17 protein-coding genes are annotated in these 15,219 nt (G+C 66.8%); 10 read left to right on the plus strand and 7 right to left on the minus strand.

What is annotated here, in order from left to right; genetic code table 11:
* Nucleotides 1-3: 3 nt before the first annotated feature.
* Genes VK682_RS12385 through VK682_RS12395 form a run of 3 tightly spaced genes read right to left on the minus strand, consistent with a single transcriptional unit; the run spans nt 4 to nt 1,484 of the window.
* Complete coding sequence (locus VK682_RS12385) at nt 4-588, minus strand: HD domain-containing protein (RefSeq protein WP_230796847.1); 585 nt, start codon at nt 586-588, stop codon at nt 4-6.
* Nucleotides 585-815 carry a hypothetical protein gene (locus VK682_RS12390; RefSeq protein WP_089849951.1) on the minus strand — a complete coding sequence of 77 codons (231 nt, stop codon included), beginning with the start codon at nt 813-815 and terminating at the stop codon, nt 585-587. The genes VK682_RS12385 and VK682_RS12390 overlap by 4 nt, the downstream gene beginning before the upstream one ends.
* A 15-nt stretch (nt 816-830) precedes the next feature.
* Nucleotides 831-1,484 (minus strand): alpha/beta hydrolase, encoded by a 654-nt coding sequence (locus VK682_RS12395; RefSeq protein WP_089849953.1) that lies wholly within the window; start codon nt 1,482-1,484, stop codon nt 831-833.
* Between the two features lie 164 nt (nt 1,485-1,648).
* Between VK682_RS12395 and iscR the strand changes: the two genes are divergently transcribed.
* The 10 genes from iscR (at nt 1,649) to VK682_RS12445 (ending at nt 10,098) form a co-directional block, all read left to right on the plus strand.
* A complete protein-coding gene (gene iscR, locus VK682_RS12400; RefSeq protein ID WP_089849955.1) occupies nt 1,649-2,110 on the plus strand; it encodes a Fe-S cluster assembly transcriptional regulator IscR in 462 nt (153 codons plus the stop codon).
* A 145-nt stretch (nt 2,111-2,255) separates the two neighbouring features.
* A complete protein-coding gene (locus VK682_RS12405; protein WP_230796846.1) occupies nt 2,256-3,299 on the plus strand; it encodes a cysteine desulfurase family protein in 1,044 nt (347 codons plus the stop codon).
* 49 nt (nt 3,300-3,348) lie between these two features.
* Nucleotides 3,349-4,869 (plus strand): Fe-S cluster assembly protein SufB, encoded by a 1,521-nt coding sequence (gene sufB, locus VK682_RS12410; protein ID WP_230796845.1) that lies wholly within the window; start codon nt 3,349-3,351, stop codon nt 4,867-4,869.
* Between the two features lie 13 nt (nt 4,870-4,882).
* Nucleotides 4,883-5,077 carry a hypothetical protein gene (locus VK682_RS12415; protein ID WP_230796844.1) on the plus strand — a complete coding sequence of 65 codons (195 nt, stop codon included), beginning with the start codon at nt 4,883-4,885 and terminating at the stop codon, nt 5,075-5,077.
* Between the two features lie 84 nt (nt 5,078-5,161).
* Nucleotides 5,162-5,761, plus strand: a complete 600-nt coding sequence (locus tag VK682_RS12420) for a hypothetical protein (protein WP_230796843.1) — start codon at nt 5,162-5,164, stop codon at nt 5,759-5,761.
* A gap of 19 nt (nt 5,762-5,780) precedes the next feature.
* Entirely contained in the window at nt 5,781-6,533 is a 753-nt protein-coding gene (gene sufC, locus VK682_RS12425) for a Fe-S cluster assembly ATPase SufC (RefSeq protein ID WP_089849963.1), read from the plus strand.
* Between the two features lie 2 nt (nt 6,534-6,535).
* The gene (locus VK682_RS12430) at nt 6,536-7,813 is read left to right on the plus strand and encodes a SufB/SufD family protein (protein ID WP_089849965.1); all 1,278 of its coding nucleotides are present in this window, start codon (nt 6,536-6,538) and stop codon (nt 7,811-7,813) included.
* Complete coding sequence (locus VK682_RS12435) at nt 7,813-8,301, plus strand: YIP1 family protein (RefSeq protein ID WP_324782020.1); 489 nt, start codon at nt 7,813-7,815, stop codon at nt 8,299-8,301. Before VK682_RS12430 ends, VK682_RS12435 begins: the two co-directional genes overlap by 1 nt.
* The gene (locus tag VK682_RS12440; protein ID WP_110506217.1) at nt 8,298-8,885 is read left to right on the plus strand and encodes a YIP1 family protein; all 588 of its coding nucleotides are present in this window, start codon (nt 8,298-8,300) and stop codon (nt 8,883-8,885) included. Before VK682_RS12435 ends, VK682_RS12440 begins: the two co-directional genes overlap by 4 nt.
* The gene (locus VK682_RS12445) at nt 8,878-10,098 is read left to right on the plus strand and encodes a cysteine desulfurase (RefSeq protein ID WP_230796842.1); all 1,221 of its coding nucleotides are present in this window, start codon (nt 8,878-8,880) and stop codon (nt 10,096-10,098) included. The genes VK682_RS12440 and VK682_RS12445 overlap by 8 nt, the downstream gene beginning before the upstream one ends.
* Before the next feature lie 82 nt (nt 10,099-10,180).
* Here the strand turns inward: VK682_RS12445 and VK682_RS12450 are convergent, their stop codons facing one another.
* The 4 genes from VK682_RS12450 to VK682_RS12465 form a co-directional block, all read right to left on the minus strand.
* The gene (locus tag VK682_RS12450) at nt 10,181-11,668 is read right to left on the minus strand and encodes a replicative DNA helicase (RefSeq protein WP_089849970.1); all 1,488 of its coding nucleotides are present in this window, start codon (nt 11,666-11,668) and stop codon (nt 10,181-10,183) included.
* Nucleotides 11,669-11,861: 193 nt separating this feature from the next.
* Nucleotides 11,862-12,545, minus strand: a complete 684-nt coding sequence (locus VK682_RS12455) for an orotate phosphoribosyltransferase (RefSeq protein WP_230796841.1) — start codon at nt 12,543-12,545, stop codon at nt 11,862-11,864.
* Between the two features lie 172 nt (nt 12,546-12,717).
* Nucleotides 12,718-13,752, minus strand: a complete 1,035-nt coding sequence (gene pyrC / locus VK682_RS12460) for a dihydroorotase (RefSeq protein ID WP_230796839.1) — start codon at nt 13,750-13,752, stop codon at nt 12,718-12,720.
* 144 nt (nt 13,753-13,896) lie between these two features.
* Nucleotides 13,897-15,093: a bifunctional cytochrome b/YceI family protein gene (locus VK682_RS12465; RefSeq protein WP_230796837.1), complete on the minus strand. Its 1,197-nt coding sequence runs from the start codon at nt 15,091-15,093 to the stop codon at nt 13,897-13,899.
* Nucleotides 15,094-15,219: the final 126 nt, after the last annotated feature.

Below are 15,219 nucleotides of genomic sequence, written 5' to 3' on the forward strand. Positions count from 1 at the left end.
GCGTCAGCCCGCAAGCCGGGCGAGAAAACCGCGCACCTTGGGCGCCAGCCAGTCCCAGAGCACCGGCGCGCCATGGCTGATGCGGGGGGCGATCTTGGCCTCGAACACCGGCCATGTCACCGCGTAATCCACCCAGGATCCGCCCTCTGTGGCAAGGTTCATGTTGGGCGGCTGAAAGCGGTCCAGCGATTTGGCGAAGCGCGCATCGACGGTCTCGTTCGCCTCGAACTCGTCCCAGAGCGCGCGCAGGCTGGCGGCCTGATCGGCGGGCAGCAGGCCGAACAGCCGGGTGGCCGCCGCATCTTCGGCATCGGCGGTGGCGGCGGCATCGACATGGCCGAAGACCGGCACGTCGCCCGCGTCGATCTCCACCAGATCATGCAGCAGCAGCATCCGGATCACCCGGTCGATCTGCACGCCCTCGGGCGCGTGTTCGCCCAGCACCAGCGCAAACAGCGCCAGATGCCACGAATGTTCGGCGGAGTTTTCGAACCGCGCGCCATCGGCGGTGCGGGTGGCGCGGGTGACCGCCGAAAGCCGCCCCGCCTCCATCAAAAACGCCATCTGCGCGTCGATCCGCTGGGTCACAGCCCCGCCTCCCGTTCCATCTGGGTCACCCGCTCCATCAGGAAGGCGCGGGCGCGCTGTTCGGCCATGCGCACGCGGATCGAGGTCAGGAACGCCTCTTCCAGCGTGGTGGAGGAGGCGCCGATGATCGCCGCCACCTCCATGAAGAAGCGGTCATCGCCGCTGGCCTGCATGATCTTGAACGTATCCTCGGCCAGCTTGTCGGCCAGATCCTCGGCAAGTGACATGAGACCCTCCGGCGGTCAGCGGGTGCTTTCGGTCAGGCGCCGTTTGACATAGCCGGTCACCGTGTCGATCATCGGCTTCATGTGCGGATCCTTGAAGAAGTGATCCGAGCCTTCGATCTGCTCGTGGGTGATGGTGATGCCGCGCTGTTCCTTCAGCTTGTTGACCAGCGACACGGTGTCGGCGGGCGGGGCCACGCGGTCACTGGTGCCGTTGATGATCAGCCCCGAAGACGGGCAGGGCGCAAGGAAGGAAAAGTCATACATGTTGGCGGGCGGGCTTACCGAGACGAAGCCGGTGATTTCCGGCCGCCGCATCAGCAGCTGCATGCCGATCCACGCGCCGAACGAGAACCCCGCCACCCAGCAATGCTTGGAGTTGTTGTTCATCGACTGCAGGTAATCAAGCGCAGAGGCGGCATCCGACAGCTCGCCGATGCCCTGATCGTATTCGCCCTGACTGCGTCCGACGCCGCGGAAATTGAACCGCAACACGGTGAAGCCCATGTTGTAGAACGCATAGTGCAGGTTATAGACGACCTTGTTGTTCATCGTGCCGCCGAACTGCGGATGCGGATGCAGCACGATGGCGATGGGGGCGTCATTGTCCTTTTGCGGATGGTAGCGGCCTTCAAGGCGACCTTCGGGTCCGGGAAAAATGACCTCGGGCATGGGATGAAAGGGCTCCTGACAGGGTGCGTGATATTCTTGACGAATTCTCTTGGGCACCTTAGAACGGTTCTAAGTCCCGCTCTGACGCGGAACGGGCTCGATTGCAGATAGGCAATCGGCCGCACAAGGTCAATCGGTTGGCGCGGCGGCGCAGGAGGTAAGGCATGAAGCTGAGCACCAAGGGACGCTATGCGATGGTGGCGCTGGTGGACATCGCGCTGCAGCCGCCGGGGGATCTGGTGACGCTGGGCGACATCGCGCGGCGGCAGGACATCTCGCTGCCCTATCTGGAGCAGCTTTTTGTGAAGCTGCGCCGCGCCGGGCTGGTGGAGTCGGTGCGCGGCCCGGGCGGCGGCTACCGGCTGGCGCGCGCCACCTCGGAGATCCGGGTGGTGGACGTGCTGGCGGCGGTCGACGAGACGGTGGACGCGATGCACAAGGGGGCGGGCGCCTCGGGCGGCGCCTCGGGGAGCCGGGCGCAGTCGCTGTCGAACCGGCTCTGGCAGTCGCTGTCGGCGCATGTCTATGTCTGGCTGCATCAGACCCGGCTGTCGGACATCGTGCAGAACACGCTGGCCCCCTGTCCGGCGGTGCCGTCGCTTTTCGCCGTGGTGGACGAGTCGTGAGGCGCAGGGCCGCAGGGGCGGGGGGGCTGCCGCATTTTAAGGGGGGGGCTCTGCCGCTTCGTGAAGGGGGGGCTCTGCCCCCGGCCGCGCTGGCGCGCGGCCTCCCCCGGGATATTTGTGGCCGCTGGAAGCTGCGGGGCGGGGCATGAGCCGGGTCTATCTGGACTGGAATGCCACGGCGCCGCTGCGGCCCGAGGCGCGGGCGGCGATGATCTCGGCGCTGGACGTGACGGGCAACCCGTCTTCGGTGCATGGCGAGGGCCGCGCGGCCAAGTCGCTGGTCGAACGGGCGCGGGCGCAGGTCGCCGCGGCGCTGGGGGCGGACGGGGCGGATGTGGTCTTTGTCTCGGGTGCGACCGAGGCGGCGGCGCTGGCCTGTGCCGGGCGCGGCCTGCAGGCCGGCGATATCGAGCATGACGCGGTGGCGGCATGGGTGGCGGGCGATCTGCCGGTGGACGGGCAGGGGCGCGTGACGGTGGCCGATCCCGCGCGCACGGCGCTGCAGCTTGCCAATTCCGAGACGGGCGTGGTGCAGGATCTGCCCGGCGGGCTGGCCGTGGTCGATGCGACGCAGGGCTTTGGCAAGATCCCCTTCGCCTTTGGCTGGTCGGGGGCGGAGATGGTGCTGGTATCGGCGCACAAGCTGGGCGGGCCGAAGGGCGTGGGGGCGCTGGTGCTGCGGCGCGGCACCGATCTGGCGGCGCAGATGCGTGGCGGCGGGCAGGAGCAGGGGCGCCGCGCGGGCACCGAGAACCTGCCCGGCATCGCCGGGTTTGGCGCTGCGGCGGAGGCGGCGGCCCGGGATCTGGCGGAGGGAGTCTGGGCTCCGGTCGAGAAATTTAGAAACATTCTAGAGAATGTGATTGCGGACGGCGCGACAGGCACTATTTTTGTCGGGAAAGATGCGCCGCGCCTGCCCAACACGTCCTGTTTTGCCAGCCCCGGCTGGAAGGGCGAGACGCAGGTGATGCAGATGGATCTGGCGGGGTTCGCCATTTCGGCGGGATCGGCCTGTTCCAGTGGCAAGGTCCGCGCCTCCCGCGTGCTGCGGGCGATGGGATACGGGGACGAGGTGGCGGGATCGGCGATCCGCGTCAGCCTTGGGCCCGACACGACGGAAGAGGATGTGCTGCGCTTCGCCGAGGCGTGGCTGCGACAGTTCAGGAAACGCCCCGCGCCTCGCGCGTGAGGACAGGCTGGCCGCTTTGGGCGGTCTGCGACGACAGGAGACAAGGCTCATGGCAGCTTTTGACAATGTCACCGTCAAGGACGGTGTCGAACAGGAAACGGTGGACGCGGTCGAGAAGATTTCGACCTATAAATACGGCTGGAACACCGACATCGAGATGGAATACGCCCCGAAAGGGCTGTCGCCGGACATCGTGCGGCTGATCTCGGAAAAGAACGGCGAGCCGGAATGGATGACCGAGTGGCGGCTGGCGGCGTTCGAGCGCTGGACCAAGATGACGGAGCCCGACTGGGCGATGGTCAGCTATCCCAAGATCGACTTTCAGGACCAGTATTACTATGCCCGGCCCAAAAGCATGGCCGAGAAGCCCAAATCGCTGGACGAGGTCGATCCCAAGCTGCTGGCGACCTATGAAAAGCTGGGGATTCCGCTGAAAGAGCAGATGATCCTTGCTGGGGTCGAAGGCGCCGAATCCGCCCCCGCCGAAGGCCGCAAGGTCGCGGTGGATGCGGTGTTCGACAGCGTCAGCGTCGGCACCACCTTCCAGAAAGAGCTGAAGAAGGCGGGTGTCATCTTCTGTTCGATTTCGGAGGCGATCCGCGAGCATCCCGAGCTGGTGAAGAAATACCTCGGATCCGTGGTGCCGGTGTCGGACAACTATTACGCCACGCTCAACAGCGCGGTGTTTTCCGATGGCTCCTTCGTCTATGTGCCGCCGGGGGTGCGCTGCCCGATGGAGCTGTCCACCTATTTCCGCATCAACGCGGAAAACACCGGGCAGTTCGAACGCACGCTGATCATCGCCGACAAGGGCAGCTATGTCAGCTATCTGGAAGGCTGCACCGCCCCCAAGCGCGACACCGCGCAGCTGCATGCGGCGGTGGTGGAGATCGTCATCGAGGAAGACGCGGAGGTGAAATATTCCACCGTGCAGAACTGGTTCCCCGGCGACGAGGAAGGCCGTGGCGGCATCTACAACTTCGTGACCAAGCGCGCCGACTGCCGGGGCGACCGGGCCAAGGTGATGTGGACGCAGGTGGAAACCGGGTCGGCGGTGACGTGGAAATACCCCTCCTGCATCCTGCGCGGCAATGAAAGCCAGGGCGAGTTCTATTCCATCGCCATCACCAACAACCACCAGCAGGCCGATACCGGCACCAAGATGATCCATCTGGGCCGCGACACGCGCTCGCGCATCGTGTCCAAGGGCATTTCGGCGGGGGTGGCGCAGAACACCTATCGCGGTCTGGTGTCGATGCATCCCAAGGCGAAGAATTCGCGCAACTACACCCAGTGCGACAGCCTGCTGATCGGCGACAAATGCGGGGCGCATACGGTGCCTTACATCGAGGTGAAGAACAATTCGAGCCGGGTGGAGCACGAGGCCACCACGTCGAAGGTCGATGACGACCAGCTGTTCTACTGCCGCAGCCGGGGCATGGACGAGGAAGAGGCGGTGGCGCTGGTCGTCAACGGCTTCTGCCGCGAGGTGCTGCAGGCCCTGCCCATGGAGTTCGCCATGGAAGCGCAGGCGCTGGTGGCGATCAGCCTTGAAGGCTCGGTGGGCTGAGGGCAGGCGCGTGATGCAGGAGCTTGTGCAGCAATCTGCCGGTGTGGGTCTGGGCGTATTCCTTGGCCTGCTTCTCGGGCTTGGCCTGCGCAAGCGGCAGGGCCGCAGCGGCGGGCTGCTGGGGGGATCGGTGATCCTGACTGCCAGCGCCGCCGGAGGGGTCGCGCTGATCGTGACCATGGCGCTTTATGCCGTGACGGCGGGCTAGGGCGCGGGTCCCGGGAAAGGTGTTGAGGATGGCCAGCATGAGCTTGCAGGGAACGCGCAGGATCACCGCCATGGCGGTGATCCGGTGAGCGGCGACGCCCTGCCGCGACCGCAGCTGACCCTGCCCGAGGCGGAGGCGGCGCTTCTGCGCGATGTCTATGCGCGCGCGCGCGTGATCCTTGAATACGGATCGGGCGGCTCGACGGTGCTGGCCTCGGAGATGCGCGGCAAGACGGTCTTCTCCGTGGAGTCGGACATGGACTGGGCGCAGATGATGCGCCGCTGGTTCACCGAGCACCCGCCCGCCACCGGCACCGAGGTGGATGTGATCTGGTCCGATATCGGGCCGACCAAGGAATGGGGCCATCCGGTCGATGACAGCGCATGGCGCAGCTTTCCGGACTATCCGCTGCAGGTCTGGTCGCTGCCGGAATTCCGCCAGCCCGATGTGGTGCTGGTGGATGGCCGCTTCCGCGAGGGCTGCGCGCTGGCCACGGCTTTTCTGACCGAGGCGCCGCTGGTGCTGCTGTTCGACGATTACGGCCAGCGCCCGCAATATCACCGGGTCGAGGAGTATCTCGGCCCACCGCAGATGACCGGGCGGATGGCCCGGTTCGAGATCGTCCCCCAGCCCTTCCCGGTGAAGCGGCTCTTGGGGATCATGAAGCTGATGGTGCGGCCCTGACCGCACGAAGGAGAAAAACATGCTGGAAATCAAGAACCTTCAGGTGAAGCTGGAAGAAGAGGACAAGCAGATCCTCAAGGGTGTCGACCTGACCGTCGAGGCGGGCAAGGTGCATGCCATCATGGGGCCGAACGGGTCGGGCAAATCCACCCTGTCCTATGTGCTGTCCGGCAAGGACGGCTACACGGTGACCGACGGCAGTGCGACGCTGGACGGCGTCGACCTGCTGGAGATGGAGCCCGAGGACCGCGCGGCAGCCGGGCTGTTTTTGGCCTTCCAGTATCCGGTGGAAATTCCCGGCGTGGGCAACATGACTTTCCTGCGCACGGCGGTGAACGCACAGCGCAAGGCGCGCGGGCAGGAGGAAATGTCCTCTACCGAGTTCCTGAAGGTGGTGCGCGAAAAGGCCGCCAGCCTGAAGATCGACGCCGAGATGCTGAAGCGTCCCGTGAACGTGGGCTTTTCCGGCGGCGAGAAGAAGCGCAACGAGATCCTGCAGATGGCCATGCTGGAGCCGAAGATGTGCATTCTGGACGAGACCGATTCCGGGCTCGACGTGGATGCGATGCGGCTGGTGGCTGATGGCGTGAACGCGCTGCGCGACGAGGGCCGGGGCTTTCTGGTCATCACCCATTACCAGCGCCTGCTGGACCACATCAAACCCGACGTGGTGCACATCATGTCCAATGGCCGCATCGTGAAGACGGGCGGGCCGGAACTGGCACTGGAAGTCGAACAGAACGGCTATGCCGATCTGGTGGAGGAGGCGTGACCATGGCGCTGCCGCAAGCGAAACAGACCGCGACAGAGGCGCGGCTGGCCGCGCTCAGCCTGCCCGAAGGCGGCTGGTCCGGCCCCGCCCGCGCCGAAGCGCTGGACCGGGTGCGGGCCATGGGCCTGCCCGGGGCGCGCGACGAATACTGGAAATACACCCGCCCCGACACGCTGGTGGCCGCAGAGGCGCCCGTTGCAAAGGTGGTCGCCGATGACGAGGTGCCGCTGTTCGACGGCACCGACCGGCTGTCCATCGTGTTCGTGGACGGGGTGTTTGATGCCGAAGCCTCGGACGATCTGACGCTGGAGGGGCTGACCATCGACCGGCTCGCCGATGCGCCTGACATCCACTGGGCCAAGGATCTGTATGGCCGTCTGGAAACCCATGGCCAGACCCCGGTGCAGCGGCCGCTGGCCGCGCTCAACACCGCCTTTGCCAGCGACGGGCTGCTGATCCGCGTCACCGGCAAGGTGGCAAAGCCGGTCAACCTGATCTACCGCCATGCCGACGAGCGGTCCGACGTGATCCTGCACCATGTGGTGAAGGTCGAAGAAGGCGGCGATGTCACGCTGCTGGAAAACGGCCCCGCCGCCGCGCGCCTGAACAAGGTGATGGAAGTCGACGTGGCCGATGGCGCGGGCTTTCATCATGTGCGGGTGCAGGGGCGCGAGCATGACCGCCGCGCGGCCACGCATATCTTTGCCCGGCTGGGCACGGAAAGCACCTTCAAGACCTTTACGCTGACCATGAACGGCGTGCTGACCCGCAATGACTGCGTGGTGGAACTGACCGGCGATGACGCGGTGGCGCATATCGCGGGCGCCTGTCTGGGCGATGGCGATTTCCACCATGACGACACGGTGTTCATCACCCATGACGCGGTGAACTGCGAAAGCCGTCAGGTGTTCAAGAAGGTGCTGCGCAACGGCGGCGTCGGCGTGTTTCAGGGCAAGATCCTCGTGAAACCCGGCGCGCAGAAAACCGACGGCTACCAGATCAGCCAGTCGCTGCTTCTGGATGGCGACAGCCAGTTTCTGGCCAAGCCCGAGCTGGAGATCTATGCCGATGACGTGGCCTGTTCGCATGGCTCCACCTCTGGCGCCATCGACGAGGACGGGCTGTTCTATCTGCGGGCGCGCGGCCTGCCGCGCGGCATCGCCGAGGATCTGCTGACCATCGCCTTCATCGCCGAGGCGGTGATGGAGATCGAGAACGAAGATCTTCAGGCCGAGATCAACGCCCGCGTCGAGGCGTGGCTGGGTCGGCGTCGCGGCTGATGTCGCTGTCGCGCGAGATCGTCGCGACCTATCGGGGGCCCGGTGCCGTCATGCGCCGCCTGCTGGCGCAGGGCCCCCGCGAGGATCGCGCGCTGATGTTCATCCTGGCGGCCTGCGCGCTGTTCTTCGTGGCGCAGCTGCCCGCGCAGGCGCGGCAGGCGCATCTGGACGGCGTCGATCCGAACCCGCTGATGGGGGGCGCGCTGCTGGGCTGGCTGGTGCTGGCGCCGTTGCTGTTCTACGGGCTTGCCGCGCTCAGCCATCTGATCGCGCGGGTCTTTGGCGGGCGTGGCACCGGTTATGGCGCGCGGCTTGCGCTGTTCTGGAGCCTTCTGGCCGCCTCGCCGCTGCTGCTGCTCAACGGGCTGGTGGCGGGATTCATGGGGCCGGGGCCGCAGCTGATGCTGGTCGGGCTGCTCTGGTTCGTCATCTTTCTGTGGTTCTGGCTGCGCAGCCTGACCGTGGCCGAACGCGAGGGTCAGGCATGACCATATCCGGATTTCTGCGCCTTGCCGCGCAGACGCTGACGGCGCCACAGGAGGTGGCGCGGCTGCTTCTGGCGCTGAACCTGCCGCGCGAGGTGCTGCTGACCGGCTTTGCGCTGGTGGTGGTGCTGAACGCGCTGCTGGTGGGCGGGATGCAGGCCATGGGCGGCACCGCTGGCGCCATGCCGCTGGGGTTTGGCCCGGGGGTGATGGCGGCGCTGCTGGCGATGATGCTGGCCGCCACCATCTTCTTCATGACTTGGGCGGGCCGGGTGGTCGGCGGCACCGGGCGGATGCAGGATGTGGCCGTGCTGCTGATCTGGCTGCAGGCGCTGCGTGCGCTGGCGCAGCTGGGGGTGGCGCTGGTGGCGGGGCTGTCGGGGGCGCTGGCGGCGGTTCTGGTGATGGCGGCGCTGGTGGCCGGGCTGTGGATCGTGGTCAATTTCCTTGACGTGGCGCATGGGCTGAACAGCCCGCTCAAGGCAATTCTGGTGCTGGTGCTGGCCACGGTCGGCCTGATGCTGGCGCTGACGCTTCTTCTTCCCCTGCTGGGGATCACGCCGGACAGGATGGCTGGTTATGTATGACGTGATGAAAATCCGCGAAGACTTCCCGATCCTGTCCCGGCAGGTGAACGGCAGGCCGCTGGTCTATCTCGACAATGGCGCCTCGGCCCAGAAGCCGAAGGTGGTGATCGATGCCGTGACCCGCGCCTATTCCGAAGAATATTCCAACGTGCATCGCGGGCTGCATTACCTCAGCAACCTTGCCACCGACAAATACGAATCCGTGCGCGGCACCGTCGCCCGCTTTCTGGGCGCCCGCGACGAGGAGGAGGTGGTGTTCACCACCGGCTCCACCATGGGCATCAACCTTGTCGCCTATGGCTGGGCCATGCCGCGGCTGCAGGCGGGCGATGAAATCGTGCTGTCGGTGATGGAACATCACGCCAATATCGTGCCGTGGCATTTCCTGCGCGAACGGCTGGGCGTGGTGCTGAAATGGGTCGATGTGGATGCGGTCGGCGCGCTTGATCCGCAGAAGGTGATCGACGCCATCACCCCCCGCACCAGGCTGGTGGCGATCACGCATCTGTCCAACGTGCTGGGCACCGTGGTGGACGTGAAGACGATCAGCGCCGCCGCCCGCGCGCAGGGTGTGCCGGTGCTGGTGGACGGCTCGCAGGGCGCGGTGCACATGCCGGTCAATGTCGAGGATCTGGGCTGCGATTTCTACGCGGTGACCGGGCACAAGCTTTACGGGCCTTCCGGCTCCGGCGCGATCTGGATCCGCCGCGCCCGCATGGACGAGATGATCCCCTTCATGGGGGGCGGCGACATGATCCGCGAGGTCCACAAGGACCAGATCACCTATGCCGACCCGCCGATGAAATTCGAGGCGGGCACGCCCGGCATCGTGTCGCAGATCGGTCTGGGCGTGGCGCTGGATTACCTGATGGATCTGGGCATGGAGAATGTCGCGGCGCATGAGGCCAAGATCGCCGCCTATGCGCGCGACCGGCTCGACGGGCTCAACTGGCTGAACGTGCAGGGCAAGGCCCCGGGCAAGGCCGCGATCTTTTCCTTCACGCTCGACGGCGCGGCCCATGCGCATGACATCTCCACCATCCTCGACAAAAAAGGCGTGGCGGTGCGTGCGGGGCATCACTGCGCGGGGCCGCTGATGGACCATCTGGGCCTCACGGCCACCTGTCGCGCCTCCTTTGGGCTCTACAATACCGAAGCGGAGGTCGACGCGCTGGTGGAGGCGCTGGATCTCGCGCACGAGCTTTTCGGCTGACGCTGCCGCCGCGTGCCGCCTTTGGGCGGCGCTCCCGCAGGGAAGGCGCAGAAAAAAGGCCCCGTCCTGCGGGGCCTTTTCTTCAGAAATTGTCGCCTTCGCCGTTCTGCCAAGGCCGCACGAGGTTGCCGAAGCGGGTGAACCGGCCCTCGAAGGACAGATCCACCGACCCGATCGGCCCGTGCCGCTGCTTGCCGATGATGACTTCGGCCTTGCCATGCAGGCGCTCCATGCGCTCCTGCCATGCCGCCATCTCGTCCAGCCGGTCATCGGAAGGCTTTTCGCGTTCGACGTAATATTCCTCGCGGAACACGAACATCACCACGTCCGCATCCTGTTCGATGGAGCCCGATTCGCGCAGATCCGACAGCTGCGGGCGCTTGTCCTCGCGGCTTTCCACCTGACGGCTCAGCTGCGACAGCGCCACCACCGGCACGTTCAGTTCCTTGGCGATGGCCTTGAGCCCCATGGAGATCTCGGCGATCTCGTTGACCCGGTTCTCGGCGGTGCCGCGCACCAGCTGCAGGTAGTCGACCATCAGCACGTCCAGCCCATGCGTCCGCTTCAGCCGCCGCGCGCGGGCGGCAAGCTGCGCGATGGGAATCGCGGGCGTGTCGTCAATGAAGAGCGGACAGGCTTCAAGGCTTTTTGCGGCATCGACGAAGCGGCGGAATTCGGCCTCGGTCATGTCGCCACGGCGGATCTGTTCCGACGGTACCTCCGCCGCTTCCGACAGGATCCGCGCCGCCAGCTGTTCCGCCGACATTTCCAGCGAGAAGAAGCCCACCACGCCGCCATCCACCGTGCCTTCGCTGCCATCGGGGCGCAGCCCGCGCTTGTAGGCCTTGGCGACGTTGAAGGCGATGTTGGTGGCGAGCGACGTCTTGCCCATCGACGGGCGCCCGGCAAGGATCAGCAGGTCCGACGGGTGCAGCCCGCCCAGCTTCTTGTCCAGATCGACCAGCCCGGTGGACACGCCCGCCAGCCCGCCTTCGCGCTGATAGGCGGCATTGGCCATGTTCACCGCATCGGTGACGGCGCGCAGGAAGGACTGGAAGCCGCCCTCGCTCTGGCCCTGTTCGGCCAGCTTGTAGAGCGCCTGTTCGGCCTCCACGATCTGCTCGCGCGGCTCGGAGCGCACGTCGACCCGCGCCGCCTTGGCGGAAATGTCGCGGCCCAGCCGGATCAGGTCGCGGCGCACCGCCAGATCATAGATCATCTGCGCGTAATCGCGCACCGCAAAGGACGACACCGCCGCCCCCGCCAGCCGCGCCAGATAGGCGGGGCCGCCCAGTTCCTTCAGCCCCTCGTCCTCCTCCATGAAGGCCTTGAGCGTGACCGGAGAGGCGAGGTTGTTCTTGGAAATCCGCGCCGCCGCGATCTCGAAGATGCGGGCATGCACGGGGTCGTAGAAATGCTGCGCGCCAAGGATGGCCGCAACCCGGTCATAGACGTCATTGTTGGTCAGGATCGCGCCAAGCAGCTGCTGCTCGGCCTCGATCGAATGCGGCATGGTTTCGGCCTGTTCGATCTCCACGCCCGTCGGATTGAAGATGCTTGCGTCGTTCATGTGCTCTGCCTCTTGTCCGGATGGCCCCATCCCCGTCCCTACGCCAGATGGCGGTGGTCCACCAAGGGGAACAAGTCCGGGGATAGGGCCGGGAAAACCCTGTGGATAAATCTACGCGCCACAGATAGGGTAGCACAGTCCTGTGCTCCCCCCAAATCTTGACATCTGCCGCGAGTCGCGCCGCCCTGCCGGCTCAGGCGGACTGGCCGTTTTCCGCCTGCCATTTGCGCGGATCGGTCAGGAACGCCTCCACCGCCGTCAGCGTCTCGGCGCTGAAGGTGCCGCGCGACTTGGCCTCGGCCAGCACGTCATGCCAGGTGCAGAGATAATGCAGCGCCACGCCGTGATCGCCCAGCGTCTTTTCGGTTTCGGAGAAGATGCCGTAATAGAAGATCACCGCCGTATGGCCGCAGGTGGCGCCGGTCTCGCGGATCGCGTCGACGAAGGACAGCTTGCTGCCGCCATCGGTGGTCAGATCCTCGACCAGCAGCACGCGGCTGCCTTCGGTCATCACGCCTTCGATGCGGGCGTTGCGGCCATAGCCCTTGGGCTTCTTGCGCACATAGGTCATGGGCAGGCCCATGCGCTCGGCGACCAGCGCCGCAAAGGGAATGCCCGCCGTCTCGCCGCCCGCGACATTGTCGAAGGCCTCGAAGCCTGCGTCCCGCATCACCTTGGCGGTCAGGAAATCCATCAGCGTCGAGCGGATGCGCGGATAGGAGATCAGCCTGCGGCAGTCGATATAGACCGGCGAGGGCAGGCCGGAGGCCAGCTTGAACGGCTCCTCCCCCATGAAATGCACCGCGCCGATGTCCCACAACATGCGGGCAGTCAGCCGGGCCATGTCTTCGGATGAAGGATGCGAGGTGGGGATCATCGGGCTACTCCTGTTTCGGACCGCGCCCGACTTAGCCCGAATGTGCGCGCCGGAGAAGGCCGGATTGCCGCCTGTGGCTTCTTCTTGGGAAAAATATCCCGGGGGGAGGCCGCGCCCTGCGCGGACGGGGGGCAGAGCCCCCCGCCAGCCCTGTCATCAGCGCCGTGCCGGATCAGAGCACCCGCCAGTGCAGCGGAAAGCCGGGATCGAAGACGGTGACCGGCCCTGCGCCGGTCTCGATCCGGGCGGGGTAGCTGACCGGGTCGCCGCGCTGCAGCACCACGCGCGCCTCGTTGGCGGGCAGGCCATAGAAGGCCGGGCCGTTCAGCGAGGTGAAGGCCTCGAGCCGGTCCAGCGCGCCGTCCTGCTCGAACACCTCCGCCAGAACCGACAGCGTGTTGGTGGCGGTGAAACAGCCCGCGCAGCCGCAGCCGCTTTCCTTGGCGGCGTCCACATGCGGGGCGCTGTCGGTGCCAAGGAAAAAGCAGCCCTCGCCCGAGGTGGCGGCGGCGCGCAGCGCAAGCCGGTGTTCCTCGCGCTTGGCGACGGGCAGGCAGTAATAATGCGGCCGGATGCCGCCCACGAGGATGTGGTTGCGGTTGAGCACCAGATGATGCGTGGTGATGGTGGCGCCCAGATCGGCCCCACCCGAGCGGGCATAGTCCACGCCCTGTCTGGTGGTGATATGTTCCATCACCACCCGCAGCCCCGGCGTGGCGCGGCGGATCGGGTCAAGCACGCGGTCGATGAACACCGCTTCGCGATCGAAGATGTCGATCTCCGCATCCACCACCTCGCCATGCACGCAGAGCGGCATGCCGATTTCGGCCATGCGCTCCAGCACCGGGCGGACCTTGTCGAAATCGCGCACGCCGGATGCGGAATTGGTGGTGGCGCCCGCCGGATAGAGCTTGGCCGCCGTCACGATGCCTTCGGCATGGGCGCGGGCCAGATCCTCGGGATCGGTGGCCTCGGTCAGATAGAGCGTCATCAGCGGGGTGAAATCGCTGCCCTCGGGCAGGGCGGCGCGGATGCGGTCGCGATAGGCTGTGGCCTCGGCGCCGGTGACCACGGGGGGCACCAGATTGGGCATGATGATGGCGCGCCCGAAATGGCGGGCGGATTCGGGGGCCATGGCGGCCAGCATTGCGCCATCGCGCAGATGCAGGTGCCAGTCGTCGGGGCGGCGAAGCGTGATCTCTGTCATGACGTCTGCGTTACCACGCGCCGCAGGGCCGATCCAGAGGCTTGCGCGGACCGGGGCGGGGCGCGGGCGGAGACGGGGGCAGGGGGCGCTGCCCCCCTCCGCCTGCGGCGGAGTCCCCCGGGATATTTGGGGCCGAAGGAAACGCTAGGGCCGGGGCGCGCGGGTGGCGCTGAGCGCCACGTCCACCGCCACCTCGAAACCCAGCTGGTCCCCGTCGGACATGGTCTCGCCGATGCCGAAGCTGCGGCGGTCGATCACCGTGCTGCCCAGCATCACCGCCTTGTCCCCGTCGAGGCGCAGGGTGAAGGGCAGGTCCAGCGGCTGTTCGACCCCGCGCAGGCTCAGGGTGCCGCGGGCAAGGTAATCTTCGGCGCGGCGCAGCAGAGTTGCCGTGAAGGTGGCGGTGGGAAAGCTGTCGGCGGCGAAAAAATCCGCGCCCATGGCCTGCTGGCTGACCGAGCCCAGCGTCAGCGAGGGGATGGCGATCACCACCGTGACCTCGCCCGCCGGGCCTTCGCTGTCGCGCGGCTCGAAGGTGATGGCGGCGGTCCAGCTGGAAAACTCGCCCTCGATCTCGCGGCCCATCTGGCGCAGGCGCAGCGCCAGCGCGCCTTCGGTCACCTGCCAGTCGGAGGGGGCGGCGGCGAGCGCCGGGACGGGATCGGGCCGGTCGGTGCTGTAAAGCCCGGCTGCCGCGCCGCCGCCCAGCACCACCCCCCAGAGCGCCAGCGCCAGCGCCATGGCGGCAAGGCCGCGATGGGGGGCGGGTTGGCCTGCGGGCGTGCCGCGCCACATGCGGGCCAGCGTGGCGTCGCGGTCGATGACCGCGTGTTTGACGGCACCCGCCACATGCAGCCCCAGCACCGCCGCGAGCAGCCATTGCGACAGCAGATGCACCGTGGCCGCGCCATGGGCCAGCGCGTCGGATTTCGGCACGAAGGGCAGATCCTGCCCGAAGGGCCAGAGGATGGGGGCAAAGCCGGTGGTGGCGGCATGGGCGATCCAGCCCGACAGCGGCACAAGGATCAGCGCGGCATAAAGCGCCCAGTGCACGGTTTCGGCCAGCAGCGTCTCGATCCGGCGTCCGGGATGCAGCGGCGCGGGCCGGGGCTGGCTGATCGCCCAGAGCACCCGCAGCAGCGCCACGAGGATCAGCGCCACGCCCAGCGTCTTGTGGAGGGAGAACAGCTGCGCCTTGAGCGCAAGCTCCGCCTCGGTCTGCCATGGCGCCAGATGCGCGGCCCAGCCCAGCGGGAACATCACGAGGATGCCGGTGGCGGTGATCCAGTGCAGGCTGCGGGCGATGGTGCCGTAGCGGCGGGGGGAGTTGGTCAGGGTCATGGCGGAGTCCTTGGCTGGCGCGGGGCACAGATCGGGGCAAACCGGGCTGCGGGCAATCTTCACCAGCGCACAGGCGCGGTGCGCAGGCGTTGCGCGGGGGGCTGCGGGCTTGTATGCAGCGCCCCC

It is taken from the genome of Salipiger marinus (assembly GCF_035481585.1).
Classification (GTDB): domain Bacteria; phylum Pseudomonadota; class Alphaproteobacteria; order Rhodobacterales; family Rhodobacteraceae; genus Salipiger; species Salipiger marinus.

What these genes read in the sequence shown, in the direction of transcription:
- VK682_RS12390 (WP_089849951.1), bottom strand. Translation starts at nt 815, where the DNA reads ATGTCACTTGCCGAGGATCTGGCCGACAAGCTGGCCGAGGATACGTTC.
- VK682_RS12395 (WP_089849953.1), bottom strand. Translation starts at nt 1,484, where the DNA reads ATGCCCGAGGTCATTTTTCCCGGACCCGAAGGTCGCCTTGAAGGCCGC.
- iscR (WP_089849955.1), top strand. Translation starts at nt 1,649, where the DNA reads ATGAAGCTGAGCACCAAGGGACGCTATGCGATGGTGGCGCTGGTGGAC.
- VK682_RS12405 (WP_230796846.1), top strand. Translation starts at nt 2,256, where the DNA reads ATGAGCCGGGTCTATCTGGACTGGAATGCCACGGCGCCGCTGCGGCCC.
- sufB (WP_230796845.1), top strand. Translation starts at nt 3,349, where the DNA reads ATGGCAGCTTTTGACAATGTCACCGTCAAGGACGGTGTCGAACAGGAA.
- VK682_RS12415 (WP_230796844.1), top strand. Translation starts at nt 4,883, where the DNA reads ATGCAGGAGCTTGTGCAGCAATCTGCCGGTGTGGGTCTGGGCGTATTC.
- sufC (WP_089849963.1), top strand. Translation starts at nt 5,781, where the DNA reads ATGCTGGAAATCAAGAACCTTCAGGTGAAGCTGGAAGAAGAGGACAAG.
- VK682_RS12430 (WP_089849965.1), top strand. Translation starts at nt 6,536, where the DNA reads ATGGCGCTGCCGCAAGCGAAACAGACCGCGACAGAGGCGCGGCTGGCC.
- VK682_RS12435 (WP_324782020.1), top strand. Translation starts at nt 7,813, where the DNA reads ATGTCGCTGTCGCGCGAGATCGTCGCGACCTATCGGGGGCCCGGTGCC.
- VK682_RS12440 (WP_110506217.1), top strand. Translation starts at nt 8,298, where the DNA reads ATGACCATATCCGGATTTCTGCGCCTTGCCGCGCAGACGCTGACGGCG.
- VK682_RS12445 (WP_230796842.1), top strand. Translation starts at nt 8,878, where the DNA reads ATGTATGACGTGATGAAAATCCGCGAAGACTTCCCGATCCTGTCCCGG.
- VK682_RS12450 (WP_089849970.1), bottom strand. Translation starts at nt 11,668, where the DNA reads ATGAACGACGCAAGCATCTTCAATCCGACGGGCGTGGAGATCGAACAG.
- VK682_RS12455 (WP_230796841.1), bottom strand. Translation starts at nt 12,545, where the DNA reads ATGATCCCCACCTCGCATCCTTCATCCGAAGACATGGCCCGGCTGACT.
- pyrC (WP_230796839.1), bottom strand. Translation starts at nt 13,752, where the DNA reads ATGACAGAGATCACGCTTCGCCGCCCCGACGACTGGCACCTGCATCTG.
- VK682_RS12465 (WP_230796837.1), bottom strand. Translation starts at nt 15,093, where the DNA reads ATGACCCTGACCAACTCCCCCCGCCGCTACGGCACCATCGCCCGCAGC.